Source organism: Parapedomonas caeni (genome assembly GCF_041060555.1).
In the GTDB taxonomy this organism is placed as follows: domain Bacteria; phylum Pseudomonadota; class Alphaproteobacteria; order Sphingomonadales; family Sphingomonadaceae; genus CAUJIW01.
This window is the reverse complement of record NZ_JBEUDS010000018.1, coordinates 35,486-60,834: the sequence shown is the minus strand read 5'-3', so window position 1 is coordinate 60,834 and position 25,349 is coordinate 35,486. Positions and strand designations below refer to the sequence as shown.

The window sequence follows — 25,349 nt, the reverse complement described above, 5'->3', positions numbered from 1 at the left end:
TGCACCCCGGGGCCTTCACGCGACTCAGCGCCATATCCCGATGCCGGTCGTGACCGCGCGTCTGGCCTCAGGCCCAGGTCCATCGATACTGGTCAGGATTCGCCGGCGCCATCGCTTCACCCTCATGGCGCAGCGCGATCCTTGCGGCCGTGACATGGCTGGCCTCGGCCGAGGCCAGCCACTCGACGACCGCGCCCACATGATCTTCCTGCACCGGTCCGGCGACGGGCAAAGCCGCTCCGACCGGATCATCGTTGCTCGCCACCTCCCCGTCCACTGGTGAGACGATGATCGTGTTGACCCGGACGGCGCCACGCCATTCCGTCGAGAGACCCGCGACATCGTCGACTGGCGACCGGTTCACCACCGGCGGACGCAAAATGTTGACGACGCTGCCGCCGCTGCGCCGCAGTTCGGGGAAGGCGGCGCGACAAAGATTGACAGTCGCATGCGGGAAGCACCGGTCGCCAGACGCCACCGATGATGGCGTGAACGCCGCGGAATCCATGGGCCGTGCGTTCCCGGCATGGTTCACCAGCAGGTCGAGCCGCCCGAACGCCCGGTCGACGCCACGCAGCAGCGCCGCCACTGACGCGGCATGACCAATGTCGGCCGTGACGGCCCATGCTTGGGCATTGCCGGCGCGGATCTCCGCGGCCGGACGCTGTCTGGCGCAAACCGCAACGTCCCATCCCCGTCCCAGCAGGTATTCCGCGATTGATCGGCCCAGCCCCCTGGTGCCGCCCGCGATCAGCGCCGCCCGGCGTTTCCACTCCGTCATCGCCGACATTCCCCTTCCAACCCGGCGCGTGATCCGCCGCGCCACTGACCTGGCAATGTAATCGACGACGTGTCGTCGCCGTGCCCCCATATGGCGGTCGGCAGATGAAATGGCGTTCACCATCAATGGGCAAACACTGGCGGCGGTCGGTTGCCTGCTGTCGGCAATGGCAATCCCAGTTGGGAATGACGACACTCAAGAAAGCCACTTTATCGAGAGTATTGATGGATTGATCACACCACAGACGCGCATGACCATGATGTCCCGCCCCGAAAGCAGGATCGCCGAGCTGAGGTCGATGGCCTCGACACCAGGCGCTGCCACCAGGCGACCCGCCCGGCGCGCACCAACGAGCGCTGGTGATATCGACGATTATCCCTGATGGTGCACGCCATGTTTTGCTCAAATGCGCCCACTGGACAACGATCGAGCAACGTGCTGCGTTCGAGGCGGTCGTCACTGCCTTTCCGACGCGGCCCCGACGGGTCCGCGGCACGGCGCGACCGGTGCGGAAGAACACAACCGGGAGGATGAACAATCCCGGACGGGGAGTGAAAGCGATGGGCAGCATTGAGGTCACCGAGGCATTGCTGGCGCGACTTTACAACGGGCCGCTGGAAGAGCTTCCGTGGCGTAGTTTCCTGCGGGCATTGATCGACCACATCGGATGCAGCAATGCCGCGCTGACCCTGCAGCTCAGCCGCAAGGGGCTGGCGCCGATGATTATCTGGGGCAAGACGCCACCAGTCGACGGCGCGCTGGCACGCGACATCGGCGACCGACACGCAGCGCTTGGCCACCTTGACCCCCTGCGCAACGCGCTTAAACGCTCAGGCGACATCGCCTTGCTTGAAGAAGTGGCCTCGCCCGCCCAGCTGGCACAGAACGAATTCTACCGGGACGTCCTCCAGCCCTACGGCATCGAACAGGCCATCGGCATGTACGTATCGGAGGCCGGCGGTCTCGAATGCAATCTCGGCCTCACCGGACCCGCCAACGGTGTGCGCTTTGGCGACGAGCACAAGGATTTTCTCGCCCGACTCCGCCCTCACTTCGAGCTCTCGATGTCACTGTTCTCGCGCATTTATCGTGACGAAAGCGAGATCGAGGTGCTGACCGACACGCTCGATCGCCTGACCATCGGCACCTTCATCATCGACGGCAAGGGCCGCATGATCCGCGCCAACGGCGCCGCCCGGCGGATGATTGATGACGGCGACAGCTTTCAGCTGCACGGCGACAGGTTGGTGATGTGCGGACGTGCCGACTCAACGCGCCTGCGCGACGCCATCAACGCCGCGCTCGCCGCGCGCATGAGCGATGGCGACACGGAGTTTGTCCGGGCGTTCCGTGGCAGCGATACAGCGTCAGCGCGACTTGGTATTCTCGTGCGTTCCATTCGTCGCGACCGCCAGCGGCCCGCCGACATGAGTCCGGCAGTGGTCGTCTATGCATCGAACCCCGGCCACAGCAGCTCGTTCGAGCGCCTGATCGCCACCTTGTTCGATCTATCCCCGTCAGAAGCAAATCTGGCGGCGTTGCTGACCCAGGGCCTGACACTGGCGGAAGCCGCGCGGGAGCTCGGCCTCACCGAAAGCACCGTGCGCAGTTACTCCAAACGGATATTCGCCAAGGTGGGCGTCAATCGCCAGGCGGAACTGATCCGCCTGATCCTGCGCAGTGTCGCCATGCTGGGGTGAGTGATCCGATCAACTCTGGACGACCACCGCCCGGCGATAGCGGGGCAGCGCGACCAGCAGCAGACCGACGATCACCGGCAGCACGACCGCGCCGGCAATGGCGATGGAATAACCAAGCGCGCCCTGGTCACCGAATCCGAAATCAGTGATCGCGGCAATCACGCTCGCACCAAGCCCCGTCCCCAGCAGATTGACGAACAGCAGCGAGATCGCCGTCACCTGGCCGCGCAGCTGATTGGGCGTGACATCTTGGATCGCCGCCAGCATCACGCCTTGCGAGGCCTGTCCGATCAGGGTGCCAATCGCCATCATGCCCAGCGACAGCATGGCTGACGGCATCAGCGGCGCGAGGATCAGCGGCAGCCCCTTGAGCACCGTGGCGACCAGCACCACCCGCATGTTGGCGTCCGCCCTGCCGCTTTGCATCAGCCGGCCGGAAGCCCAGCCGCCCGCCAGGGTGCCAATGGTGCCGCACACCAGCATGACCAGGCCGTACTGCAGACCCACCTCGCCGGCTGTCATGCCGTAGCTGCGGATCAGAAAGGTCGGGAACCACAGCGCGGTACCGATGGCGAGCAGCGCGATCAGGCTGAGTGAACCGATCAGCGAGCCGAACAACACCCACCGCTGGGCAATATAATCGAAGCCCTCGCGCAGGCTGCTGTGCGGCGACAGCTCCACCGCCACGTCCTGGCGCGGTGGTTCGCGGATCAGCATCATCAGCGCGGCGACAATCAACCCTGGTGCCGCAACACAGATGAACACCATCTGCCAAGGTTCGAAGCGCCCCAGTGCCGGCAAGGTCGCGCCGCCCAGGCCCGTGAAATGGGTCAGCAGCCAGCCGCCAACCAGTAAGGCCATGCCGCCGCCGATCGGATAACCGATGGCGTAAAAGCTGATCGCCAGCGCGCGGCGCCGACGCTCGAAATAATCGCTGATCAGTGAATAGGCCGTCGGGCTCAGCGTCGCCTCGCCAACGCCGACGCCAACACGGGCAAGGAACAGCCCGATGAAACTGCTGGTGAAGCCACACGCCGCCGTCATCATCGACCAGAAGACCACGCCCCAGACGATCAGCGTCGCCCGCCGCCGGGCGCGGTCCACGAAGCGGCCGATTGGCAGCGCCGCGATGCTGTACAGCAGCGAGAAGGCAAATCCTTGCAGGAGGCTCATCTCGAAGTCCGTGAGATTGAGATCATGCTGGATCGGCCCGACCATCAGCGTCAGGACGCGCGCGTCAATGGCACTGAAGCAGTAGCCGACGAACAGGATGGCGACCACCATCCAGCGATAGACCCCGGGTCGCCCGATCGCGCGGATACCAGGCATGGTCGCAGCTGTCTGCGTCACCATGCCGAGGGCGGATCCTGCCGCGCCAGAATCTGCTGCGTCCGTGCCGCGATCAGCGCATCATTCTCCGCGCTGGCGGGCAGCAGCCAGAAACGCCGTGCCCTCACCCCCTCCAGCGCGAAGGCGGCAACCTCCTCCGGCTCCGTCAATCGCAGCTTCAGTCCGGTCGTTCGCACCAGATCCTCCATGGTGCGGTACGCGACTTTGGTTTGCGCCGCGTTCTCCACATAGTCGGCAGGCCGCACCTCCCCCGAGGCCATGATACCGGTATTGACCGTGTGCGGCCCCGGAAACAGCACGGCCGCGCGCAGCAAGCTCCCTTCACGCAGCAACTGCTGATGCAGCACCTCGGAAATGCTGGTCACCGCCGCCTTGGTCGCGGCATAGATCGGCGTGTTGGGCAGCGATCGCAGGCCGCCGTTGGTGGAGCTGGTGTTCACCACGACACCTTCCTCGCCTGCCTCCAGCATCCTCGGCACGAAGGCCGCGATGCCGTGGACGACGCCCAGCACGTTGACATCAATGCCCCAGCGCCAGTCGCTGAGCGGCAGGGTCCAGATTTTCCGCTGTGCCTCGCCCAGACCGACACCGGCGTTGTTGAACAGGATATGCACGGTGGAAAACCGCGCGAAAACCTGTTCGGCGAGCGCCCGCACCGAAGCCTCCTTGGTGACATCGCAGACGATACCCAGCACCTCGCCATCGCCCAGCGCGGCGATCTCGGCCCGCGTCTTCTCGATGCGCGCCGGCTCGATATCCGCGATGACCACATGCGCGCCGGCGCGCGCCAGATCGGCGCACAGGCACTTGCCCACGCCGCTGGCGCCGCCGGTGACGACGGCAACCTTGCCCGAAAAATCCTGCATCAGGCGGCCTTTCGTCCGCCGACCTCGGCGCCGATATTGCGCGGATCATCCTGACGCCCGACCCAGTGGTGCGCGATCCACTCGCCCGGCACCGTGCGCAGCAGCACCCCACCAGTGGCGGTGCCGCCCTCGACATACTGCATGTCAGTGATACGACGCACCGGAATATCAACCAGCGGATCGTAAGGCGACTCCCGCAGCGTGATAGTGCCCGTCATCACGCGCCGCCCGGTGTAATTGCGCCGCCAGTTGAGACGGGTGAGGAACACGTCGCCATCAAACTGGCCTGGCTGGTCAATCGATGGCATACCCTTGTAGCAGAAGAGGTGCTCCTCGAAGGAGAGCGGCGCATCAAGGGCCTCTCCAATGGTGCCTTCGATCTCGAAATAGGTGATGCCATGGCGCGAACAGGTGGCGCGCAGATGGTCGCCATTGCGTTCGAAATGGGTCTGGGCGATTTTTTTCGGTTCGCCAAAGCGTTCCCGGCCGGAGGTAACCACCGTCTCGCCTTCCATGGCCATGTGGAAGCAGTAAGCACCCGGTGCGCCTTCATGGGTACAGTTGACCCCAACCGTGAGCGCGCCAATCTCCACGGTCTCGGTCTCCGTGACGTGCATCGCCACATGCACCATCTGCAGCCAGATTTCCGGGCGGTCCACCGCGTCCAGCGGCCGCGGCAACAGCGCGGCGATGATTTCCGGGTCGGTCTCGTAGGTCGCGCGAATGCCGTAAACGGTATTACGCAGCATCCCCGCCGAGCGGGTCTCCACCGGCCCTTGAAGATAGCGTAGTCTGGACATCACAATTCTCCCTGCACCTGTCGTGCTAATATTGATTGCTGCTTCTGATTGTTGTGCGTGCCGGTTCCGCCGGTGCGGCACTACTCGGCTGCCTCGATGACACGACGCCCGTCCGGGCCGCCGATGTAGAATTGCTCGAAATAGCGCCGGAAGCGCAGGATCGGCCCATCACCATCGCAGAGGAATGGCTGCGCGCGGTGAATCTTGTTATGCCAGATGGGAATGTCGCCCTCGACACCCGACTGCCCGCAGGTATTGGCGATCGCCTGTTCGATCGCTTTCTCCTGCGGCGACCCCGGTTCAACCCTGGAATGGGCGAAGCAGAAGCGCAACTCGACGTCATCCGCTTCGATCGGCGTGGCGATGACCAGCAGCGACAGCTCCACCAGTCCCCGCAGGCGCGTGTATTTCTGGCCGGCGCCGTTCTGGATTGTCTCGACCGAATAGGACAACTGCTTGCGCTCGCCGGTCGGCAGGTCGAGCGTGCGCAGCCCGCGCGCAATACTGCGACGGCGCACGCCGTCGTAATCGGTCTCGCCCTCGGGCACCGCGTCCATGGCATGGACATAATGAAAATGAGCCGTGTCGACGCCGTTCTCGGCGATCTCCTGCGGATTGCTCGCGAACCGCCACTCACGCTTCACCAGCGGCGCCCACGCGGGGTCGGTGAACTCCGGATAGTCGATGACGTCGAACATCGGCGCGACATTATCGGGATGATACCAGGCCCAGATGACACCGGATTTCTCGACCAGCGGATAGGCCTGCGTCAATGGCTCGCGCCTGGCGCGCGGCGGAAAGGCCTTGGCGTAGGGGATCGCGCTGCAGAACCCGTCGGGACGGAAGGTCCAGGCATGAAAGGGGCAACGAATGCTGTCGCCCTCCACCCGCCCGCCATGGCCCAGGTGCGCGCCGAGATGCGGACAATAGGCGTCAAGCAACCCGGCCTCGCCCTGCTCGTTGCGAAACAGCACCAGATCGCGCCCGAAATAATGGACCGCTCGAACATCTCCGCTCCGCAGGTCCGCACTATAGCCGACCCCGAACCACCCGTAGGGAATGGGCATGGGAAACCGATCTACCTTGGGCAACACATCCTCCTCTTCATGCCATTCTTGAATGCTGGCTTCATGAGCGAGAGTATCGTCTCGGCGCCAAGAGGTAAGAGGCAATTCATGCACGCTTTGTGCGCACCGGCGAACAATATGCGTCAGTAGCGCGCCGCCAGCGACGCCGCCATGTCGGGCCGCACTTTCACCCGCGACGTGCGGCGCACCAGGTAGTCGATGAAGGCGCGAGTCGCCACCGAGATAATGCCCGGCGAATACACCACCCAGCAGTCCTTGTCATAGAAGGACCACTCCTCCTCCAGGGCGATCAGCTTGCCGTCAGCGAGATCCTGACGGATGACGGTGACCGGCAGGCTGGCGATGCCCAGCCCCTTGCGCACAGCGCTGCGCAAAGCGATGCCGCTGTTGCTGATCCAGCGCGGATTGACCCGCACACAGATGTTGTCATTGAAAGTGATCGAGGTGCTGCGATCGGTCAGGCAATCGTGAGCCAGCAGGTCGCCCGGCGCCTTCGGCCAGCCGCGCGCCGCGACATAGGCGGGCGACGCGCACAGGCAGTAGGAAAGGTAGCCGAAGGTCCGGGCGCGCAGGCTGGAGTTGGGCAGCGTGCCGTAGCGGATGACGATGTCGAAACTCTCCTGAACGATCTCGTTCTCGTTCAGATAGGCAATCGGCTCGATGACGATGCCGGGGTGTTCGACACTGAAGGCCGCCAGCAGCCCCGACATGTAATCGGAGCCGAAAATGTCGCTCAGGCCGATCCGCAGCCGACCGACGGGCTCGGTGCTATAGCGGGCGATCTGCTTCTCGACCTCGGACAGCCGATGCTGCAACTGCGCGCATTCCCGGTGAAAGCTCTCGCCGGCACCAGTGAGCGACAGCCGCCGGGTGGTGCGGACGAGCAGCTGGACCCCCAGCCGCTCTTCCAGTTCATGCACCGTCTTGCTGATGAAGGACTTGGAAACGCCGAGCTGATCGCCCGCCGCCGTGAAGCTGCCATGCTCCACGACGGCAAGAAACTCCTCGATACCACGCCAGCTCGACATAACCCCCACCCTGAACGGGGTTATGCTATCACCCCTCTACCCGAATGCAATTCGCTTGACGAACGTCATTCCGCCGGCTGGCGGGCGAACAGTTCGCGGCGCGGACCGATTTTCTCGGCGATCCGCCACAGCGCCTCGGCGTCCAGATCATAGATTTCGAGCGCATTGGTGCCCAGCATGGCCTGGATGTCATCATCCGGCAGCCCGCCCAGGCTGACCTTCATCTTGTCCAGCGTGCCCGGCCAGGTGCCCTCGGGATGCGGATAGTCGGTGCCCCAGAGAATGCGGTCGACGCCGATGTCGTAATAGGCTTGCGTCGACTCCTCGTCGGGCAGCGCCGAACAACCGACCCAGACGTTGCGCGCGAAATACTCGCTGGGCTTCATACTCATGTTGGCGTTGTAATCGCCGAGCTTGCCACTGGTGTGCTTGACCGACGCGCGGATGTCCATCAGCCGGATCACCCACGGGAACCAGAACTCGCCACCCGCCTCGGTGAAACTGACCTTCAGCTCCGGAAATTCTTCGAACACGCCGCCGAACGTCATCGTCCACAGCGGCCGCGTCAGCCAGAAGGCGAACTCGCACATGAAGGTGCCGATCCAGCCCGGCTGCGTCGTGTCATAGGCCGGCGAGGCACCGGAATGGAAATGAAGCGGCATGTTCATTTCCTGCAACATCGCCCAGATGCGATGATATTTGGTGTGATTGTACAGATCGAACCCTTCGGTGAAGGCTGGAAAGAACACGCCCTTCAGGCCATTCTTGCGCGCCCACTCGATCTCGCGCGCCGTCTCGTCCAGATCGTAAAGCGCCGGAATCACCGCCAGGCCAATGCGGCGATGCGGGTCGTCGCGACAGAAATCCGCCATCCAGCGATTGTGGGCACGCGCACCTGCCCACTGCAGTTCGGCGCGTTCGGCCGATGGCCGCAGACCGATATCGGCCCCGAACGGCGGCGCGTTGCGCTCGGTGATGCCATCGGGAAACAGCACTTCAGCGGTCACGCCATCGCCGTCGAGCACCCGGTTGCGGATCGCGCCATCCCATGCGCCTTCGAGGCCATCGCCGACTCGGGCACGCCATTTGGTGTTGAAATCATCGATCAGGAAGCGTTTCTCGTGTTCTTCCCGCGCCTTGATTTCCAGCTGCACGGTCTCATCGAAGCGCTGGTGATACTTGGCTTCCAGATAGTCGCGATACTTCTCCGGCGGCAGACCGGCATGGCCGTCGGAAGAGATGACAAGGTAGCGATCCATGGTTTTCTCCAATCATTCATATGCTCGTCGCGGAACCTTCAGGGTGCGCCGCCGTGGCCGGCGCGCGGGCTGCCGCGATGTCCGGGGCCGACATTAGGCGGTTCACGACGCGGAAAAAGCAGACGGCGGGCAACGCACTATCGCCCTTCATGAACAATGGCGCCGCGGCGACGCGGCGACAGTTCACCCGCCAGCAGACCGGCCGTTATCAGCGCGGCAATGGCGAACGGCGACGGCGACCACCACTGATAGGTCGCCGAGGCCAGCACCGGCGGCAGGGTGATCGAGGCGCCCGCAATCAGGGTGATGGCGGAGGCGATCGCCACCTGATCCTCATCGGCGCCCGCCAGCGACGCCGCCGCGCTGAACCCGGGGCGGGCAAGGCCGTAACCCAGGCTCGCCGCGACAAAGGCCCAGAACGCGGCGTTCGTGCCGTTGTCGAAGGTGGCCAGCGCGTTGCCTGCCATAGCCAGCGCAGTCCCCACGCGCATCATCGTCAGCGGCGATGGCGACAACAGCCGTACCAGCCCCCATTGCGCCGCCAGCGCCACCGCCGCGCCCGCCGTCATGGTAAGACCGATCATGCGCTGGGCGGCCATGGGCCCGCCGTTCATGCGGTCGATGATCACAAAGCCGATGGTGTAGATGTTGATCGCCTGCGCTGAACACAGCAGCATCCCGAAGGTGAGATGCCGCCCCACACCAGGGCGACGCCAGACCGCCACAAGCGAGACCCTGCCGCTGGCGGCCGGCACCTGGGCGCGCGCCACCGCCGTCGGCGCGAGAAAGACAACCGTGCCCGCGAGCGCCAGGCCCCCGAGCAGGGCAAACCCGATCATCGGCCCCAGCGGCCCCAGTGGTTCGACGATCATCGCCGGCGCTATGGCTGGACCGACGATGGTTCCGAGGCTGAGCGCGCCGGCGAGCGTGGTCAAGGCCCGTGTCCGCTGCGCGCCCTCGGTTTCAAACGCGATCAGCGCCTGCGTCGCCGTGGCGCTGGCCGAGCCGAGCAGGCCGTAGATCGAGCGCAGCACGAAAAAGACACCGAAGGTCGCCAGCGGCGCCAGCAGGCCGAGCAATCCCAGTTTCACCGACAGCGCACAGCCGGCCATCGACGCAATAAAGCCCACCAGACCCGCCCGGATATAGTAGTTCGGCCCGGCGCGACTGATGCGCGACACCCAGAGCGGCGCGCTGACTGCCCAGGTGAGGGCGGAGAGCGAGAAAATGCTGGCGACCAGATAATCAGGGATGGCGAGCATCCGGCCGATGGCCGGCATGACCGACACCAGCCCGGTGTTGCCGATGGCGATCAGAAACGTCACCACGCCAAGGAAGGAAAAGACCCGCCGCGAACGGTGTCGCGGCGGGTCAGGATTAAACAGCATGTCCGTCTCGTTGTCCTTAGAAGCGAACGCGCAGTTCGCCGCCGAGAGTGCGCGGGTCACCGTACTGGCCGAGTGTCAGGAAGCTCAGGTTGATGGCGCTGACCTTGTACTCCTTGTCGGCCAGATTCTTGCCCCACAACGCCAGTTCAAGCGTGCTCTTGCCGAACAGCGCGATATCGGCCAGCGCGATCCGGGCATCGAGGAGGCCGTAGGACGGCAGCTTTGCCAGCGGATCGGGCGTGATCGAGGTGAACTGGCTGCTCCGCCAGCTGTAGTTCACGCTCGCCTCCAGCGTGCCCATGCCGAGATCGCGGCTGTAGATCGCGCCTAGCTGATAGTTCCATTCCGGCACCCGCGGGATGACGTATGTCTTGGTCACGTCGGTGCCGTTGGGCAGTACGAAGTCGGTGTAGCGCGCGTCGATGTAGCCGGCACCGAAATTGATCATGAAGCCGTCGAGCGGCCGCAGCGATCCTTCGATCTCGATGCCGGTGAACTTCGCCTCGCCGGCGTTGATGATATTGGTCGTCACCAATGCCGGCACGAACACGCCGGCCTGAAAGTCCTTGTAGATGGAATGATAGACCGCCGCGTTCAGGCGCAGCGCGTTGCCGAACCCCGCGTATTTCACGCCCAGTTCGAACGAGGTCAGTTTTTCCGGGTTATAGGAGGTCAGGAACGCGGCATTGGTGGCCGCGGTGTCGTTGATGCCGCCGCTCTTGAAGCCCGTCGCCACACGTCCGTAAACGGAGACATCCGGCTGGAACTTGTAGAGAATGTTGAACTCGGGGTTGAAGCGCTTCCAGACGCCCGAGCTTTCCATCGGGATCAGGTCGGTATAGCCGATGCCCCCCGCGCCGGGGCGGGCACCGGCGGCGGGCTGACCGCTACGGGTCACCGGATTGCCGTTCGCATCGCGGACAAAGACACCGGACCCGGCGGCCGCCGGATTGACCCGGTAGGCCGAGTTGGACAGCAGCAGTTCGTAGGCGTGCTTGGATTCGCGGGTGTAGCGCACGCCGACGGAGGCCGTCAGTTTCTCGTCAAGCGCCTTGGGCGTCCAGGCGAGCTGGCTGTAGCCCGCATAGGACTTGGAGCCGCCGCCGCGTTCGCTGATGTCGTAACTGTTACCGCCGAACTGGAAATTCCAGCGCGGATTGTAAACGTCGTAGTCGTCGTCGAGATAGAATAGGCCGAGCGTGTACTTAAAGTCGCCGGTGGTACCAATCGCTTGGAATTCCTGGGTGAATTGCTTGTAATCGTTGTCCAGGATGAAGCGCAGGATATCCAGCGGACTACCGTCGAAATCACTCTGCGAACTGGTCCGCGCGGTGCGGCGTGCGGTGATCGACTTGAGTGTCATGTCGCCAATGCCGGGCTGCCATTCCAGCGTCAGCGCATGACCCGTGGTCTTGAAGTCACTGTAAAGCGCGCTCTGCGCGCCAATCTCGCGGGTCCGGCCGGACACCACATAGGGCGCCAGCATCGCATTGACGAAGGCGGTGGAGCCGGAGCCCGTCACCGCGGTGGTGACCAGCTGGTTCGGCGTCCCGTTGCTATCCGTGATGTCATAGCTGTAGAGCGCGCTGAAAGCGTCGGACGGTCGCCACAGCAGGTCGACCCGACCGGCCCACAGTTCCTCGTCACCGAAATTTTCCGAACGCAGCGCGTTGCGGTAATAGCCATCATCGAGCTTGGAGATGATGCCCACCTTGGCGCTGAAACCGGCAACTTCAGGCAGATCCACGGTCAGCCGCTGGCTGAACTGGCCGTAACTGCCGGCACTTGACGTGAACTGGCCACCGAACTCGCCGCTCGGTTTGCGCGTGATCAGGTTCACCGCGCCGCCGATGGTGTTCTTGCCATAAAGCGTGCCCTGGGGACCGCGCAGCACCTCCACCCGTTCCAGATCCACCGTGTCGAACGCGGCACCGGTCGACTTGCCGATCGGCACGCCGTCAATGTAGAGGCCGACCGGCTGGTCGCGGGCCAGGCTGGTATCCGCCGATGGCGACAGACCACGAATGGTAATCAACGGCCCGAAACTGTTACCGATCGTCTCGTTGATCTGGATGTTCGGCACCACGGTGGCGATGTCGGTGACGGTGCGAACCTGGGCGCGATCGAGCGCCGCTTGACTGACCGCCGAAACCGAGATCGGCACGTCGACCAGCCGCTGCTCGCGGCGCTGGGCGGTAACGACGATTTCTGCGAAATCATCCAGCACCTGCTGGCTGGTACTGGAGTCTTGCTGCGCAAGCGATGGCACCGAGCCGAGTACCGTCGCGGCCCCGGCAATGAACAGAACTGACTTCATGACAGACTTATCTCCCCTGTTTTTATTGAGGCGCGGCCTTTTGCCTGGCCCTTGCCTTGCTGGACGTCTCAAGCCTTCCCGTTGCCCCGACGCGAACCTGGCGGCTGTTCCGCCGCTCTGGTGGCCACACTGTTTCCCAGGACGATCAATCATGAGGCCAGATTCACCTCCCGGATCACCAAGATCGACACTGTTCGGGGCATTAAGCGTAATTTTTTGCTCCTTTTTGTTATTTTTTGGCCGATTCCTTGCCATTTGCGTTATTTGACGACCGATCACCCGTGGACAATATCCCCATTTGGGGACAATGCCAGAGCCGCCATCGTCGGCATCCCGCGACGACACCGGGAGGGCCGGGCACGACGACGCGGAAATGGATCAGTCATTCATGACAACCGGCACCACCGCTCGCCCGCGAAGCACGAAAGGCCTGTAATGCGCGCATCCTCGCTGCCCCGGGAGCCTGCCAAGAAGGGCCCCCTCAAGGCCGCGGACGAACGTCGAGGCGGGTCCGCGAAGTGGCCGCCAGCCGAACAATTATCGCCCGGCCAACGGTGTCGGATACGCGAACGCCTAGAGTTGGATCCGCACCGTCCAGGCGCCGACACCACAAAAGAACAGGGAAAGTTCAATGACCGACACGACTTCGCCCGGCCTCGCCGAGGCCATGCCGATTCTCGCCCGCAACGAAGGCGTATGGGAGGGCTGGTATCGCTACTACGACGCCGCCACCGGCAAGCTCGTGGACCAGCACCGATCCCGCCTGTTCTGTCGCCTGACGCGCGATGGCGATGCGGAATACTATCACCAGACCAATCATTATTTCTGGGAGGACGGCCGCACCGAAGTGCGCGAGTTTCCCGCCCGCTACGAGAACGGTCGTATCTGGTGGGACAACGAATTGATCAAGGGCTGGTGCGCCACCATGCAGCCTGACGACTTCAACCGCTCCAGCTGCCTCAACTGGACCCGCAAGAACGAGCCCGGCATCTATCTCTACGAGATGATCCAGATCGATGACGCCGCACGCAACCGGGCCCGCACCTGGCAGTGGTTCCGCGATGGCGTCTGCTACCAGCGCACGCTGATCGACGAGCGCCTGGTCAGCCGGGACTGGCGCAACTGGACCAACAACGCCGCGCCCGATAATTGAGGCGCGCCGCACAGGGGCGCCGCCAACCTCGGCGCCCCATCCCGGTATCAGGGATGCTTATGCGGCGGCACATAGCCCGGCACCTCCGGCGGCACCTCCTCGACATAGGCCTCCAGCGTGCCGCGCACGCCTTCGTCCGGCCCGTCGGTCGGCTCCTCCAGCAGGTCCGGCCGGTCACGCTCTACCCGCTTGAGCACCGCCGGCGGCACGTCCTCGGGTCCGCCAGTGATCTTGTAGCTGTGCATGCGGCCCATCAGCACGCCGTGCACCCCGCTCCGGCCCATCAGCATCCATGGCCACCAAGGCGCCTGGCGCATGAAGCCGGCATGGTAGCGCGCTGACTCCACAGAACGATCATCGATTTCGGCTGTCGGCGTGAAGATGGTGAAATGCTCCGACGGATTGACGCGGCGGCCGGTGGAGGCCTTTGGCCAGCCTTCCGGGGTCACCGGGTTGGTGTATTCGTGCGCATAGTCCCAGCCGAGCAGGTACTGATCACCAATGCGCTGCCATGGCAGTCGGAACGGCTCGCCGCTGGTGGCAGCATTGGCGGACGTTGCCTCCATCTCATTGTTGACGGTCTCGCCGTCGCCAACCCTGAACACCTTGCGCTCCAGCCCCAGTGAGCCACGGAACCGATCGTTGAGGAAAGGAAACACCTCCACCCGCTCGCCCGTCCACGGATTGTCCCAGTGGTCAATGATTTCACCCGTCGCGAGATCGGTGAAGTATCCGCACTCCTTGCCCATCACCTTCACCGTGCCGTCGGGCTGAATGACGTTGCGAATGTTGCCGAAGCCGCAGTAGCCGAACAACGGCATCGCCCGCTTGTCGCCAACGATCGCGTACTGCACACCCTGATAACCTGACAGCACGGCCTTGGGACCAATCGTTCCCCACATCTTGGCAAAGCCATACAGATTCTCACGTGGATCACTGACATCAAGCGGCCGCAGGTCACTTTTTGACGGCACCGCGCCGACCGCTGGCGCGGCCAACGCAGCGCCGCCAAGCGCGGCAAAGCCGCCCAGCGCTGCCCGGCGCGTCACACTGCTCAGAATGGATTGCATCACTCGTCGTTCCCCTGCCCGTGCGGCACGATGGTGCCCACCTGGTTGACTGCACGCTTCGAGGTTGTCGCTCGACCCCTTGCTCCTCGGCCTGTGCGCGGCAGGGGAGATGTTAGTGGCGACCGGCTGCCACGCCCGCGCCGATCGGTACGCTGCCCGACAGGTGGGCAGGCGACGACATGTCACAGGCGCGGGGAGTCTAATTGCAATCGATTCACAACATCATTACCATGAATGCAGCATCACTCCCGTCATCGCTTATCCAGCTGTCGCCTGATCGTGTTTCAGACCGTTTCCCTTCGATGGCCCCTGCCAATTCAGGGCTTGTCTTGCGTCAGTGCGGACCCTGTCCGCGGCGGCCGGCTGGCGTCCCTGCTGGAGACACCCTCCCGTTTTGGCGGGATGCTGCTGACGGCATCACTGCATCTGGGAGTCGTCGCTGGCCTGTTCGCCACCTGGCAGGTCGCACATGTGGGCGGCCAGTCACCGACACTTGAGGTCGCGCTGCTACCAACGGCGAGTGCCGATTCCGGAGCGGCCGCCGCCGCGCAACAGGTCGCGCCGGTCCCCGCGCCCACCCTGCTGCCGGTCCGCATGGCGCCACCAGCAGAGCCCAGTATCACCGTTACCAGCGACGCTGCCCAGAATGCCGCCCCCCTCCCGATGCCAGACGCCGGAACCGAGTCAGCGGCCAACCAGCCAACGTCTCAAGGGGCGCCAGGCCCGGCGGCGGCAGTTGATCGTCATGACGGACTTGTCGCCGCCGATGGCGCAACAGGGAAAACGCCGGCGACCGGCGCCGGGCGGGGTGCCGCCGATCCCTACGCCGCGACCGTCCTGGCGTGGATCGAAAAGCACAAGGCCTACCCGCGCGATGTCGCCGGGCGCCAGATCGAGGGCGTCGTGCTGATCGCCTTCACGCTGGATCGTCGCGGGAGGGTGCTCGACGTCAGGCTGCGCGCGGGTAGCGGCGCGCCGGCGCTCGACCTTGTCGCCATGCGGCAACTGAAGGCGGCCAGCCCCTTCCCGCCGCCGCCACACGGCACCCGCTGGCGGGTCCGCCAGTTCGAGGTGCCACTGGCGTTTCACATCCGGCGACCGGCGACGGCTGGTTAGTGCAGGCAGCTAAAGCGTTTCCAGGAAGGCGACCAACGCCGCCTGCTCCTCGCGACTGAGGTCGAGCGGCTTGAGCAACGGATCTGTGCGCGGAAATTTCGGATCATCGGCCTGTTCAGCCGTGGGCCTCGGGTTGGCGCCGCCGCCGTTGTAGAAGGCCACCACGCCTTGCAGGCGCGGCATGACACCATTGTGCATGTAGGGGCCGGTTCGCGAGAGACCGCGCAGTGATGGCGTCTTGAAGCGACCGACGTCCGCCGAAACGCCCGTCATCGTGAAGCGACCGAGGTCCTCCAGCTTTCGCCCGTAGTAGGTCAGTCCGATGTTGTGAAAGCCGTCGTCGGTGAACAGCGGCCCACTGTGACAGTTGGCGCAGCCCGCCTTGGTGCGGAACAGATGCAGGCCCAACAACTGCTGATCGTTGAACACGCCGGTGCCGCGCTCCAGTGCCCGATCCCATAGGCTGGAACGGGGTTTCAACGTTCGCTCGAATGTGGCCAGCGCCTGGGCAATCCGTTCCAGCGATATACTCTCATCCCCGAAGGCTTTGGCAAAATCGGCGCGATAGTCCGGCACCGCATACAGTCGCTCGACGATGACATCGCCGTCTCCGGCCATCTCGATAGGGTTGGCGATCGGCATCAGCGCCTGCTCCTCCAGGCTGGCCGCGCGCCCATCCCAGAAGAAGCTGCTCTGCCAGGCCACCGCGAAAAGGTGTGGCGCATTGCGCTGACCGCGCTGGCGGTCATGGCCGAAGGCGGTTTTCAGGCCGTCGCCCAGACCCAGCTCCGGGTTGTGGCAGGAGGCGCAGGCAAACTGGCCTGACCCCGAAAGTTTCGGATCATTGAACAGCCGCTCACCCAACGCGACCTTGGCCGGGCTGGGCGGGTTGTCGGCCGGATGCTTGACAGGTGGCCGGGGACCAAACTCGGTGAACCGCGCGCCCTCATGCAGGGTCGGCGCCGGCCAGCTGTCGGGCGGACCGGCATAGAGCGTCCGCAAGGTGGCGATGTCAGGCGGACTGGCCGTTCCCGCCCCCAGCAGGGCCGACGCCGCCAACACCTGCAAACCCAGAGTCCGGCGCCAGCCCGGCCTGCCCGTCATCTCCGCCTCACTCCGCGCGCCGCGCATCAATATTTGTACCGCAGGCCCAACCATACGGCGCGGCCGATCTCGTAGGGCTCGGACGTCGTGACCGTGTCGGTATCCACGGCATTGGAGAGCAGATTCGTCACCCGCACTTCACCGATCAGGCGCCCAAAGCGGCTGCGCATGATGTCGGCCATCACATTCATGTTCACGGTCACCAGCGACTTGTAACGCACCCAGTCGTACACGTCATAGGTTACGCCATCGATGCTCGTGTTGACGCCGGTGTCCTCCAGCCGGCGATACTTGTCCCGCCACTGGGCGTTCAGATTGACGCTCAGGCGGTCATCCAGCCACACCGAGGTCCAGTCGGCCGTCGCCTTCCAGGAGCCGCCGTAATTGGCGCGACGGTTGTTCCAGCGCAGTTCGCGCTCGCTGATCACAGCGCCGTTGAAGACGACATAGTCGATGTCGAACGCGTCTTCCTCATAGGTTTCCCAGTAGTCGTCGTTGGTGGTGCGAGTCTTTTCCCACTGCACGTTGAACGCCAGCGCATGGCGGCCGAACTGGCCGACCCATTCGGCTGACAGGCTGCGGTAACGCGTGCCGCCGTCGTTGGTGAGGTCATAGCTGGCGTGCACCGAGGTGCCGCCCGTCTCCCGATCGTAGCTGACGATCTCGTTCAGCGAGCGAGAGAACTCATCCTTGTTGTGTCGGATGACGCCCTTCAGGCGGAATTGACCACCAAGCGCCTGGCCCATGAGCGCGCCCGTCAGTTCGTCGGAATAGGGCGTCTTCAAATCGGCGCTGGAATATTGCGCCGGGCGGGTGTGCTGGTAGAGCGTCCAGTTGTCGGAGAACACCAGTGAGCCGTTGGTCAGCGTGCCGGTACGGCGGTAGATGTAGGTATCCGGCATCTGCTCCATGATCGCGTAGGACAGGAAGCTGCGGCTGTAATAGCGATTGGCGCCGAAGGTCAGGTTGAGGCCCAGTGGCAGCGCATAGCTCGCCGACAGACGCGGCGCGACATTGTGGTTGCCGAGAAAGCTTTCATGGTCATAGCGCAGGCCGGCACGCACCGTCAGGTCGGCGAGACTGAACTGGTATTCGGTCCAGGCGCCGATGCTGTCGAGGTTCACCTTGGCATGATAGGCGGCATAATAGTTGTACTGGGCAAGCGCGATCTGGCCCGTGATGCAGGCGGTGTCGCTGGCATCGGCGCAGACCGTGCGGGTGTCGTAGGTGCCGCGGCTGTACTGGTAGAGGTCCTCCAGCCGCTGCTTGTCGGCCGAGACATGGCCATAATTGAAACCGGCGCGCCACTCGCCGATGCCCAGCGGCTGCTGCCACTGGCCTTTCACCACCATGTCCTCCTGGCGCTGATCGATGTCGCCATGGCCGCCCTCGCTGCAGCTCGACAGCGTGCACCAGTCGATCGCGCTGGCGGCCGACGACCAGCTGTAGGAGCCGTTGGGCGCGTTGCGGTCGGTCACCGACCGGGCGTAGCTCGCCTCCAGCTGCCAGCTCGCCTCGCCGCGCGTGCCATCCAGCCGCAGCCGGGCGGTGGTACCGCCGCCCTGGCTCTCAACATAGGCATTGCGCGAGTTGTTGATCGACGACTCCTCGGAATAGGGCGCATACTTGGCCTCGGCCCGCAGCGTCAGACTGTCGGACAGGGTGATGACCGCCTTGCCGAGAAACTCGCGCTTGTGGCTTTCGGTCACGTAGTTGCCGCCGCCATAATAGGCCGACCACTCGTTGGTGACCTTGGCGCTCTGTTCGCTGGCCGCGAACAGGAATTTGACCTTCTCGCTGGCCGGCAGGTCGACCGATCCGGTGTAGCGGCATTTCTCGAACGACGGCTTGCTGGGATAGGGCTCGCTCAGCGACGCCCTGGTCTCGCGGTCCAGTTCGAACTTGGTGAAATCCTCGCTGGTGCAGGCGATGCCCACCGACGCCCCCACCCGGTCACCGGGATCGCGGGTCTCGATCTCCAGCACGCCGCCGGTGAAACCGCCATATTCCGCGGAGACATTGCTGTCACGCAGCGTGATCGACCCCACCAGATCGGCATCCACCCAGACGGTCTGGGCGCTGACGCCCGCCACGTCCTGGGCATCGGCCGGGTTGTCGTTGGTGACGTCAAGACGGGAATTGACGCCCACACCATCGACCGAGATGAAGTTGTCGTAGAAGCGGCCGCCGGAGATGGAGATGTCGGCGGGCCGCAGATCGCGGATATCGGCACGATTACCACTGGCCTGATTGCGGTCGAACTGCACATGCGGCAGCACCTTCAGCAGTTCGTTGGCGTCGCCGTTACCCGAATTGCGCGCATCGATCGCCGCGCGATCGATGCTGGTGGTGCCGGAATCGATGGGATCGCCGATCTTGTAAGCCGATGGAGCCTTGGCGGTCTCCTCCACCGTCACCTGCGGCAGTCGATCGCCTTCCGCTGCCCGGGCCACGCCCACCGGCAGCAGCATCACGCTCACCAGTGCCAACTTCGATACCGTCACACGCATTTTCGCCCCCTGACGAACATCATCAACCGCAAGCCGCATTTTTCCGATCATTCCGATCCGAAATAGAGAATGCGACCGATTCGCAAGAACAGATAGACATATAGGAATAGTCATGCAACTCATTTGCAATCATGATCGCGCCTGACCATGCGCGGCGACGCCCGGCACACGAGCGGGCACCGGGGCGGACATACGGTTGGCCGTACCGCCAACAAGAAAACCGGCTCCCGAACCGAGTCCGGGAGCCGCAAGGTCAAGGTAACAGGGGAAGACGAACTGAAAGCTGTCTCTATTCGGCCGCCAGTCGCTGACCCTCGATGACCGAGGCCGCCGGAACCGCAGCGGCGATCTCGATCTTGCGGGGCTTCTTGTGCTCGGGCACCACGCGTACAAGCTCAACGTTGAGCAGGCCGTCGGCATAGCTGGCGTTGGTCACCTTGATGGTGTCAGCCAACTGGAACCGGCGCTCGAACGCCCGCTTGGCGATACCGCGATGCAGGAAGGTCCGCGTCTGACCGCTGGCCTCCTCCTTGCCGCGACCCGTAATGATGAGCGTGTTCTCCTGGGTGGTGACATCCAGTTCATCGGCGCTGAACCCGGCGACCGCCAAAGAAACACGATACTCGTCCTCACTCACTTTCTCGATATTGTAGGGCGGATAAGCGTTATCGGCACCATCAACCCGAGTAGCGAAATCGACAAGTCGATTGAGATTTTCAAATCCGATGGAAGACCGGAGCAACGGAGCAAAGTCGGAAGCACGCATAAGCCTATTCTCCTCTTTGAGCAATTGGCTTCAATACCTGCCACAGGGGCCAGGTTTCTTGAGCATCGAGCCCGCCACTTGCGGCACCCGACGATTTTCAAGTTGGGCATTAACTCTCTTTCTTTCAAGAGGTGGTTGTCGCCTGCGGCATTCTGTGGGCATAGTCAGGTCATGGCCGACGATCGACCCCAGGCGTCCCTGACGCCGCTGCTGGTGGACTCGCTGTACAGCGAAGCCATGGAGCTTGCCGACGAAGCCCGTGGCTATTTCGAGAAGATCGGCCAGTGGGACCGCAAACGGCTGGAGCCGATGGACCGGGTGGTATTCTCCTGCGAGTCGCTGAAGGTCACCACCCGTATCATGCATGTCATTTCATGGCTGCTGGTGCGCAAGGCGGTGGCCGCCGGCGAAATGAGTGAAGCCGAGGCTGATCACCCCGACCGCAAGCTGGGACGCGCCTCGATTTCCGACGAGCGCACCGACCCCCGCCTGTCGGCATTGCCGTCGTTCGCGCTCACCCTGATCCGCCGCAGCCAGGACCTCTACGAACGGGTCCACCGGCTGGAAGAGCAGATGCATGAGGAAAGTGCCGCCGCCAGTCCCGCGCGCCAGTTGCTCGACCGCCTGGAACGCGCCTTCTGATGCACGTCTCGGCACGCCTGCTGCTGGCCACCGGTGCCGGGTTGGGCGGCGCTGGCGTGGCACTGGCGGCGGTCGCCGCCCACGCGGTGCAGACACCGGCGCTTGGCACGGCTGCCACCATGGCAATCCTGCACGCCGCCACCGGCGTCACGCTGGCTTTGGGCAGCACGTTACCGATATCGGCTCGCACCGCCGCGCTGCTGCGCCTGTCTGGATGGACAATCACGCTGGGTGCACTGTTGTTTGCCGGTGATGTCGCCCTGCGCGAACTGGCCGGATACCGCCTGTTTCCAATGGCCGCCCCCGCGGGAGGCAGCCTGATGATCCTGGGCTGGCTCAGCCTGCTGCTGCCGGCGGCACTCTTCCGCCCTCGCTGACGCCCCCCCCAGCACGACGCAAAAAACCCGGGCCTGACGGGGGCCCGGGCTTCTGACTTGCCGCGATCCGAGGGATTACTGCTGAGGCGCCGCCGCACCGGGTGACGCCGACGGAAGAGGCAACGGCTTCACGGCCAACAACTCCACCTCAAACGACAGCACCGCATTGGGCGGAATCACGCCGCCCGCTCCTTCCGGCCCATAGGCCAGATCGCTGGGGATAAAGAGACGGTACTTGCCGCCCGGCTGCATCTGCTGCAGCCCCTCCGACCAGCCGGGAATGACATCGCCGACGCCAAAAACAGCCGGCTCGCCACGGGCATAGCTGGAGTCGAACTCGGTGCCGTCGACCAGCCAGCCCTTGTAGTGGACCATCACCATGTCCTGCGGACGCGGTTTGTCACCCTGACCAGGACGCAGCGTCTCGATCTGAAGGCCCGAGTCGAGGATCACGACGCCGGGCTTGCGGGCATTCTCGGCCAGGAAAGCCCGGCCGGCGGCCTCCTGATGCAATGATGACGGTTGCAGCACACGCGCCAGCACGACGGCACCCACGATCAACGCACCCAGAAGGACGATCCAACGCGCCATCACGGCCCCCCACTCACCACTGCTGTCAAATGACGAAAGCCGCCCGTCAGGGGCGGCTCCCGCCAGTCACGATCCGCGTCTTAACGGCTGGCGCCGTCACGTTCCTGGCGCTTGCGCTCCAGCTTGCGGGCGCGGCGGACAGCGGCGGCACGTTCGCGGGCGCGCTTTTCCGAGGGCTTCTCGTAATGGCGCCGAAGCTTCATCTCCCGGTACACACCTTCGCGCTGCAGCTTCTTCTTCAGCGCGCGCAGGGCCTGGTCGACGTTGTTGTCGCGAACGATAATTTGCATAAAGAGCCGTCTCTCTCCAATCGGAATAGGTTCGCCGAGAGCCGTCCGCCCACGACGCGAGCGGCCTCCCTATCAGAACAGGGGCTGTCTGTGAAGCCTCGAATCTGCGGCAATTGGCCTTTCCACAGGCCTGCGGTTGCAGGCTATATACTGACTCATGACAATGCCCTCGGCCACCCCCGACCTGACGCCGCCGGACGACCTGACGCTGGACGACCTGGCGCCACGCCTGATCGACGCGGTACTGCCGCATGTGCCCTTCGATGGCTGGACCCCGCAGGCGCTGGCGCGCGCAGCGGACGACCTCGGCATTCCCGCCGACCGGGCCGCGCTCGTCTTCCCTGGCGGGGCCATTGACATGATCGCCGGCTTTATTGCCAGGGCGGATGCCGACATGGCTGACACGCTCGATCCGGCAACCCTGGCGAGCCTAAAGATTCGCGCCCGCATCCGGTTGTGCATCACCACCCGGCTGGCCCAGGCCGCGCCGCACCGCGAAGCGATTCGCCGGGCACTGGCTGTGCTTGCACTGCCCGCCAACGCAATGCGTGGGGCCCGCCTGCTGTGGCGGACCGCCGACACCATGTGGCGGCTGGCCGGCGACACGGCGACAGACTTCAACCACTATACCAAGCGGCTGACACTGGGCGGCGTTTACGCCGCCACCCTTGCGGTGTGGCTCGACGACGAGTCGGACGATCAGGCGGAAACGTTGGCCTTCCTCGATCGCCGGCTGGACGGCATCATTCGTTTCGAGACCTTCAAGTATCGCTTGCGGGAGAGCCAGGCCCGCCTGCCGAGCCTCAGCCGCTTCCTCGGACGGCTGCGCTATCCCGCATCCTGACCCCACGCCGCACACGCCCCGCCTGATTTTCATCGCCGACCACCGTACGACGCGAAGACGGGACTCGACCCTGATCAAACGTTTTGATAATTGTTCGCAACAACATTCGTTTGGAAGCAGTGAATGACCGGACCGACCACCCTCGGCGCACTTCGCCCCAGCCAGCGGGCAACCATATTGGCGATCGATCCGGCCGCCTCGGCCGGGGATCTCGACTTGCGTCTGCACGAGATGGGCTTCGACGAAGGAGTCGATGTGGAAATGCTGCATCGGGGACCGTTTGGTGGCGACCCCGTTGCGGTGCGGGTGGGCGGCTGCGTCATCGCCATGCGCCAGGCCGACGCGGCGCATGTCCATGTCGAGGTCGACGCAACGAAACATGCCGGCATGCTGGCCAAGCGTGAGGCCGCGGAATGAGCATCGCCGCAACGGTTGCCGTCGTCGGCAACCCCAACGCCGGCAAGACCTCGTTGTTCAACGCGCTGACCGGCGCGCGCCAGAAGGTAGGCAACTATCCGGGCGTCACCGTCGAGCGCAAATCCGCCCGCATGACCCTGAAGGACGGCCGCGACATCGACCTCGTCGACCTGCCCGGCGCCTACAGCCTCACCCCGCGCAGCCCCGACGAGGAGGTTACCCGGCGGGTGCTGCTGGGCACCCAGGAAGGCGAGACCAGACCCGCCGCCATGGTGTGCGTGGTGGACGCCACCAACCTGCGCAATCACCTGCGCTTCGTGCTCGAACTCAAACGGCTCGGCGTACCCATCGTGCTGGCGCTCAACATGATGGACCTCGCCGAACGCGACGGCCTGAAGCTGGACCTCGAACGGCTGAGCGCGACACTGGGCGTGCCCATCGTGCCAACCGTGGCGGTGCGCCGGCGGGGCCTTGACGATCTGATGGCCGCCCTGCCGGCCCTCATCGATCGTGCCGAGGCATCGCCTCCGCTGCCACCGGCGGACGTCCGCACCCTGCAGGCGGAAGCGCGCGCCATCGCTGCTGACGTCATCCTGTCCCAGGGTCAGGCCCGCAGGATCACCCAGAGCGTCGACCGGGTGGTGCTGCATCCCGTCGCCGGCCCCCTGATTCTCGCCACCCTGATGTTCGTCGTCTTCCAGGCGGTGTTCGCCTGGGCCGAAGCGCCGATGACCTGGATCGAGGACGGTATCGCCGGACTGCAGACGCTGGTGGCCACATCGCTGCCCGAGGGGCTGCTGCGCTCGCTGATCAACGACGGCATCCTGTCGGGCGTTGGCTCGGTGGTGGTGTTCCTGCCGCAGATCCTGATCCTGTTCGCCTTCATCCTGCTGCTGGAACAGTCCGGCTACATGACCCGCGCCGCCTTCCTGATGGATCGCATCATGGCGCGTGTCGGCCTCAACGGCCGGGCATTCATTCCGCTGCTGTCGTCGTTCGCCTGCGCCATCCCCGGCATCATGGCCGCCCGCAGCATCGACAACCCGCGCGACCGCCTGACCACCATCATGATCGCCCCCCTGATGACCTGCTCCGCCCGCCTGCCGGTCTATGCCGTCATCATCGCCGCCTTCATCCCCAACAAGGCCGTGCTGGGGCCGGTCGGCCTGCAGGGGCTGGTGCTGTTCGTGCTGTATCTCGCCGGCATCGTCAGTGCGCTGGTCGTCGCCTGGGTGCTGCGAAACTCGCTGGTCAAGGGCGCCTCGCAGACATTCCTGCTGGAAATGCCGAAGTACCAGCTGCCGGTGTGGCGCGACGTCGTCATCGGCCTCTATCAGCGTGCCATGGTATTCCTGAAGCGCGCCGGCACCATCATCCTGATTTCGATGATCGTGCTGTGGGTGCTGCTGACCTTCCCGGCGCCGCCGGAAGGCGCCAGCGGCCCAGCTCTCGACTATTCCATCGCCGGCACCATCGCCCACGGCCTGCATGTGATCTTCGCGCCGATCGGCTTCAACAAGGAGATCGCGCTCGCCCTGGTGCCCGGCATGGCCGCGCGCGAGGTGGCGGTCGGTGCTCTGGGCACCGTCTATGCGCTGCAAGGCGGCGAGGCGCAACTGGTCGAGACCCTGCGGGCCGCCTGGTCGCTGCCAACGGCACTCGCCTTCCTCGCCTGGTACGTGTTCGCGCCGCAATGTCTGTCGACGCTGGCGGTGGTCCGCCGCGAGACCAATGGCTGGCGCTGGACCACCTTCATGTTCGTCTACCTGTTCGTGATGGCCTACATAGCCGCCGGCGCCACCTACTGGATTTCCCGCGCGCTGCTTGGTTGACGACTGGCGTTCAGCGCGCGGGCTGCTATGCTGCCCGGCCTTTTCAAAGCCCAATCACGA

General features: G+C 64.4%; 24 protein-coding genes. 9 read left to right on the top strand and 15 right to left on the bottom strand.

What is annotated here, in order from left to right:
* Window positions 1–67 precede the first annotated feature (67 nt).
* A complete protein-coding gene (locus ABU113_RS12400) occupies window positions 68–904 on the bottom strand; it encodes an SDR family NAD(P)-dependent oxidoreductase (protein ID WP_454559810.1) in 837 nt (278 codons plus the stop codon).
* Here ABU113_RS12400 and ABU113_RS12395 point away from each other — a divergent pair.
* Window positions 891–1,163, top strand: coding sequence for a hypothetical protein (locus tag ABU113_RS12395; protein ID WP_454559809.1), 273 nt, complete (start codon window positions 891–893; stop codon window positions 1,161–1,163). The two genes, ABU113_RS12400 and ABU113_RS12395, sit on opposite strands and share 14 nt — an antisense overlap.
* A gap of 16 nt (window positions 1,164–1,179) precedes the next feature.
* A complete protein-coding gene (locus tag ABU113_RS12390; protein ID WP_454559808.1) occupies window positions 1,180–2,481 on the top strand; it encodes a helix-turn-helix transcriptional regulator in 1,302 nt (433 codons plus the stop codon).
* A gap of 9 nt (window positions 2,482–2,490) precedes the next feature.
* Here ABU113_RS12390 and ABU113_RS12385 read toward each other — a convergent pair whose 3' ends face one another.
* The 8 genes from ABU113_RS12385 to ABU113_RS12350 all read right to left on the bottom strand — a co-directional run bounded on the left by ABU113_RS12385 (window position 2,491) and on the right by ABU113_RS12350 (window position 12,577).
* Window positions 2,491–3,810 carry an MFS transporter gene (locus ABU113_RS12385; protein ID WP_454559807.1) on the bottom strand — a complete coding sequence of 440 codons (1,320 nt, stop codon included), beginning with the start codon at window positions 3,808–3,810 and terminating at the stop codon, window positions 2,491–2,493.
* A gap of 17 nt (window positions 3,811–3,827) precedes the next feature.
* Window positions 3,828–4,697, bottom strand: coding sequence for an SDR family NAD(P)-dependent oxidoreductase (locus ABU113_RS12380; RefSeq protein WP_454559806.1), 870 nt, complete (start codon window positions 4,695–4,697; stop codon window positions 3,828–3,830).
* Window positions 4,697–5,497: an acetoacetate decarboxylase family protein gene (locus ABU113_RS12375; protein ID WP_454559805.1), complete on the bottom strand. Its 801-nt coding sequence runs from the start codon at window positions 5,495–5,497 to the stop codon at window positions 4,697–4,699. Before ABU113_RS12375 ends, ABU113_RS12380 begins: the two co-directional genes overlap by 1 nt.
* An 80-nt stretch (window positions 5,498–5,577) precedes the next feature.
* Window positions 5,578–6,678: a Rieske 2Fe-2S domain-containing protein gene (locus tag ABU113_RS12370; RefSeq protein WP_454559804.1), complete on the bottom strand. Its 1,101-nt coding sequence runs from the start codon at window positions 6,676–6,678 to the stop codon at window positions 5,578–5,580.
* A gap of 29 nt (window positions 6,679–6,707) precedes the next feature.
* Entirely contained in the window at window positions 6,708–7,613 is a 906-nt protein-coding gene (locus ABU113_RS12365) for a LysR family transcriptional regulator (protein WP_454559803.1), read from the bottom strand.
* 65 nt (window positions 7,614–7,678) lie between these two features.
* Window positions 7,679–8,872, bottom strand: a complete 1,194-nt coding sequence (locus ABU113_RS12360; protein WP_454559802.1) for an amidohydrolase family protein — start codon at window positions 8,870–8,872, stop codon at window positions 7,679–7,681.
* A 137-nt stretch (window positions 8,873–9,009) separates the two neighbouring features.
* The gene (locus tag ABU113_RS12355; protein ID WP_454559801.1) at window positions 9,010–10,260 is read right to left on the bottom strand and encodes an MFS transporter; all 1,251 of its coding nucleotides are present in this window, start codon (window positions 10,258–10,260) and stop codon (window positions 9,010–9,012) included.
* 16 nt (window positions 10,261–10,276) lie between these two features.
* Window positions 10,277–12,577, bottom strand: a complete 2,301-nt coding sequence (locus tag ABU113_RS12350; protein WP_454559800.1) for a TonB-dependent receptor — start codon at window positions 12,575–12,577, stop codon at window positions 10,277–10,279.
* Between the two features lie 631 nt (window positions 12,578–13,208).
* On the opposite strand from ABU113_RS12350, the gene ABU113_RS12345 reads away from it, so the two are divergent.
* Window positions 13,209–13,730: a DUF3598 domain-containing protein gene (locus tag ABU113_RS12345; RefSeq protein ID WP_454559799.1), complete on the top strand. Its 522-nt coding sequence runs from the start codon at window positions 13,209–13,211 to the stop codon at window positions 13,728–13,730.
* 47 nt (window positions 13,731–13,777) lie between these two features.
* Here the strand turns inward: ABU113_RS12345 and ABU113_RS12340 are convergent, their stop codons facing one another.
* Window positions 13,778–14,800 (bottom strand): DUF1838 family protein, encoded by a 1,023-nt coding sequence (locus ABU113_RS12340; protein WP_454559829.1) that lies wholly within the window; start codon window positions 14,798–14,800, stop codon window positions 13,778–13,780.
* Between the two features lie 402 nt (window positions 14,801–15,202).
* Between ABU113_RS12340 and ABU113_RS12335 the strand changes: the two genes are divergently transcribed.
* A complete protein-coding gene (locus ABU113_RS12335) occupies window positions 15,203–15,916 on the top strand; it encodes an energy transducer TonB (protein WP_454559798.1) in 714 nt (237 codons plus the stop codon).
* A gap of 9 nt (window positions 15,917–15,925) precedes the next feature.
* Here ABU113_RS12335 and ABU113_RS12330 read toward each other — a convergent pair whose 3' ends face one another.
* From ABU113_RS12330 to ABU113_RS12320, 3 genes are all read right to left on the bottom strand, one after another.
* A complete protein-coding gene (locus ABU113_RS12330; RefSeq protein ID WP_454559797.1) occupies window positions 15,926–17,020 on the bottom strand; it encodes a cytochrome-c peroxidase in 1,095 nt (364 codons plus the stop codon).
* Window positions 17,021–17,046: 26 nt separating this feature from the next.
* Window positions 17,047–19,530 carry a TonB-dependent receptor plug domain-containing protein gene (locus tag ABU113_RS12325; RefSeq protein WP_454559796.1) on the bottom strand — a complete coding sequence of 828 codons (2,484 nt, stop codon included), beginning with the start codon at window positions 19,528–19,530 and terminating at the stop codon, window positions 17,047–17,049.
* Window positions 19,531–19,819: 289 nt separating this feature from the next.
* Window positions 19,820–20,296 (bottom strand): Hsp20 family protein, encoded by a 477-nt coding sequence (locus tag ABU113_RS12320; protein ID WP_454559795.1) that lies wholly within the window; start codon window positions 20,294–20,296, stop codon window positions 19,820–19,822.
* Window positions 20,297–20,467: 171 nt separating this feature from the next.
* Between ABU113_RS12320 and ABU113_RS12315 the strand changes: the two genes are divergently transcribed.
* Both ABU113_RS12315 and ABU113_RS12310 read left to right on the top strand, forming a co-directional pair.
* On the top strand, window positions 20,468–20,938 hold the full coding sequence (locus ABU113_RS12315) for a DUF1465 family protein (protein WP_454559794.1): 471 nt from the start codon (window positions 20,468–20,470) through the stop codon (window positions 20,936–20,938).
* On the top strand, window positions 20,938–21,315 hold the full coding sequence (locus ABU113_RS12310) for a DUF423 domain-containing protein (RefSeq protein ID WP_454559793.1): 378 nt from the start codon (window positions 20,938–20,940) through the stop codon (window positions 21,313–21,315). Before ABU113_RS12315 ends, ABU113_RS12310 begins: the two co-directional genes overlap by 1 nt.
* 75 nt (window positions 21,316–21,390) lie before the next feature.
* Here ABU113_RS12310 and ABU113_RS12305 read toward each other — a convergent pair whose 3' ends face one another.
* Together ABU113_RS12305 and rpsU are read right to left on the bottom strand one after the other, a co-directional pair.
* Window positions 21,391–21,906: an FKBP-type peptidyl-prolyl cis-trans isomerase gene (locus ABU113_RS12305; RefSeq protein ID WP_454559792.1), complete on the bottom strand. Its 516-nt coding sequence runs from the start codon at window positions 21,904–21,906 to the stop codon at window positions 21,391–21,393.
* A gap of 80 nt (window positions 21,907–21,986) precedes the next feature.
* Window positions 21,987–22,196, bottom strand: a complete 210-nt coding sequence (gene rpsU, locus ABU113_RS12300; protein ID WP_259277421.1) for a 30S ribosomal protein S21 — start codon at window positions 22,194–22,196, stop codon at window positions 21,987–21,989.
* A gap of 157 nt (window positions 22,197–22,353) precedes the next feature.
* Between rpsU and ABU113_RS12295 the strand changes: the two genes are divergently transcribed.
* The 3 genes from ABU113_RS12295 (at window position 22,354) to feoB (ending at window position 25,289) form a co-directional block, all read left to right on the top strand.
* Window positions 22,354–23,040 carry a COQ9 family protein gene (locus tag ABU113_RS12295; RefSeq protein WP_454559791.1) on the top strand — a complete coding sequence of 229 codons (687 nt, stop codon included), beginning with the start codon at window positions 22,354–22,356 and terminating at the stop codon, window positions 23,038–23,040.
* Window positions 23,041–23,163: 123 nt separating this feature from the next.
* Window positions 23,164–23,457 carry a FeoA family protein gene (locus tag ABU113_RS12290; RefSeq protein ID WP_454559790.1) on the top strand — a complete coding sequence of 98 codons (294 nt, stop codon included), beginning with the start codon at window positions 23,164–23,166 and terminating at the stop codon, window positions 23,455–23,457.
* Complete coding sequence (feoB, locus tag ABU113_RS12285; protein WP_454559789.1) at window positions 23,454–25,289, top strand: ferrous iron transporter B; 1,836 nt, start codon at window positions 23,454–23,456, stop codon at window positions 25,287–25,289. The genes ABU113_RS12290 and feoB overlap by 4 nt, the downstream gene beginning before the upstream one ends.
* The last annotated feature ends 60 nt before the right edge of the window (window positions 25,290–25,349 follow it).

Excerpts from the sequence above, each read along its gene's own strand:
- ABU113_RS12395 (WP_454559809.1), top strand. The coding sequence starts at position 891 with ATGGCGTTCACCATCAATGGGCAAACACTGGCGGCGGTCGGTTGCCTG.
- ABU113_RS12400 (WP_454559810.1), bottom strand. The coding sequence starts at position 904 with ATGGTGAACGCCATTTCATCTGCCGACCGCCATATGGGGGCACGGCGA.
- ABU113_RS12385 (WP_454559807.1), bottom strand. The coding sequence starts at position 3,810 with ATGCCTGGTATCCGCGCGATCGGGCGACCCGGGGTCTATCGCTGGATG.
- ABU113_RS12380 (WP_454559806.1), bottom strand. The coding sequence starts at position 4,697 with ATGCAGGATTTTTCGGGCAAGGTTGCCGTCGTCACCGGCGGCGCCAGC.
- ABU113_RS12375 (WP_454559805.1), bottom strand. The coding sequence starts at position 5,497 with ATGTCCAGACTACGCTATCTTCAAGGGCCGGTGGAGACCCGCTCGGCG.
- ABU113_RS12365 (WP_454559803.1), bottom strand. The coding sequence starts at position 7,613 with ATGTCGAGCTGGCGTGGTATCGAGGAGTTTCTTGCCGTCGTGGAGCAT.
- ABU113_RS12360 (WP_454559802.1), bottom strand. The coding sequence starts at position 8,872 with ATGGATCGCTACCTTGTCATCTCTTCCGACGGCCATGCCGGTCTGCCG.
- ABU113_RS12355 (WP_454559801.1), bottom strand. The coding sequence starts at position 10,260 with ATGCTGTTTAATCCTGACCCGCCGCGACACCGTTCGCGGCGGGTCTTT.
- ABU113_RS12350 (WP_454559800.1), bottom strand. The coding sequence starts at position 12,577 with ATGAAGTCAGTTCTGTTCATTGCCGGGGCCGCGACGGTACTCGGCTCG.
- ABU113_RS12345 (WP_454559799.1), top strand. The coding sequence starts at position 13,209 with ATGACCGACACGACTTCGCCCGGCCTCGCCGAGGCCATGCCGATTCTC.
- ABU113_RS12340 (WP_454559829.1), bottom strand. The coding sequence starts at position 14,800 with ATGCAATCCATTCTGAGCAGTGTGACGCGCCGGGCAGCGCTGGGCGGC.
- ABU113_RS12335 (WP_454559798.1), top strand. The coding sequence starts at position 15,203 with ATGCTGCTGACGGCATCACTGCATCTGGGAGTCGTCGCTGGCCTGTTC.
- ABU113_RS12330 (WP_454559797.1), bottom strand. The coding sequence starts at position 17,020 with ATGACGGGCAGGCCGGGCTGGCGCCGGACTCTGGGTTTGCAGGTGTTG.
- ABU113_RS12325 (WP_454559796.1), bottom strand. The coding sequence starts at position 19,530 with ATGCGTGTGACGGTATCGAAGTTGGCACTGGTGAGCGTGATGCTGCTG.
- ABU113_RS12320 (WP_454559795.1), bottom strand. The coding sequence starts at position 20,296 with ATGCGTGCTTCCGACTTTGCTCCGTTGCTCCGGTCTTCCATCGGATTT.
- ABU113_RS12315 (WP_454559794.1), top strand. The coding sequence starts at position 20,468 with ATGGCCGACGATCGACCCCAGGCGTCCCTGACGCCGCTGCTGGTGGAC.
- ABU113_RS12310 (WP_454559793.1), top strand. The coding sequence starts at position 20,938 with ATGCACGTCTCGGCACGCCTGCTGCTGGCCACCGGTGCCGGGTTGGGC.
- ABU113_RS12305 (WP_454559792.1), bottom strand. The coding sequence starts at position 21,906 with ATGGCGCGTTGGATCGTCCTTCTGGGTGCGTTGATCGTGGGTGCCGTC.
- rpsU (WP_259277421.1), bottom strand. The coding sequence starts at position 22,196 with ATGCAAATTATCGTTCGCGACAACAACGTCGACCAGGCCCTGCGCGCG.
- ABU113_RS12295 (WP_454559791.1), top strand. The coding sequence starts at position 22,354 with ATGACAATGCCCTCGGCCACCCCCGACCTGACGCCGCCGGACGACCTG.
- ABU113_RS12290 (WP_454559790.1), top strand. The coding sequence starts at position 23,164 with ATGACCGGACCGACCACCCTCGGCGCACTTCGCCCCAGCCAGCGGGCA.
- feoB (WP_454559789.1), top strand. The coding sequence starts at position 23,454 with ATGAGCATCGCCGCAACGGTTGCCGTCGTCGGCAACCCCAACGCCGGC.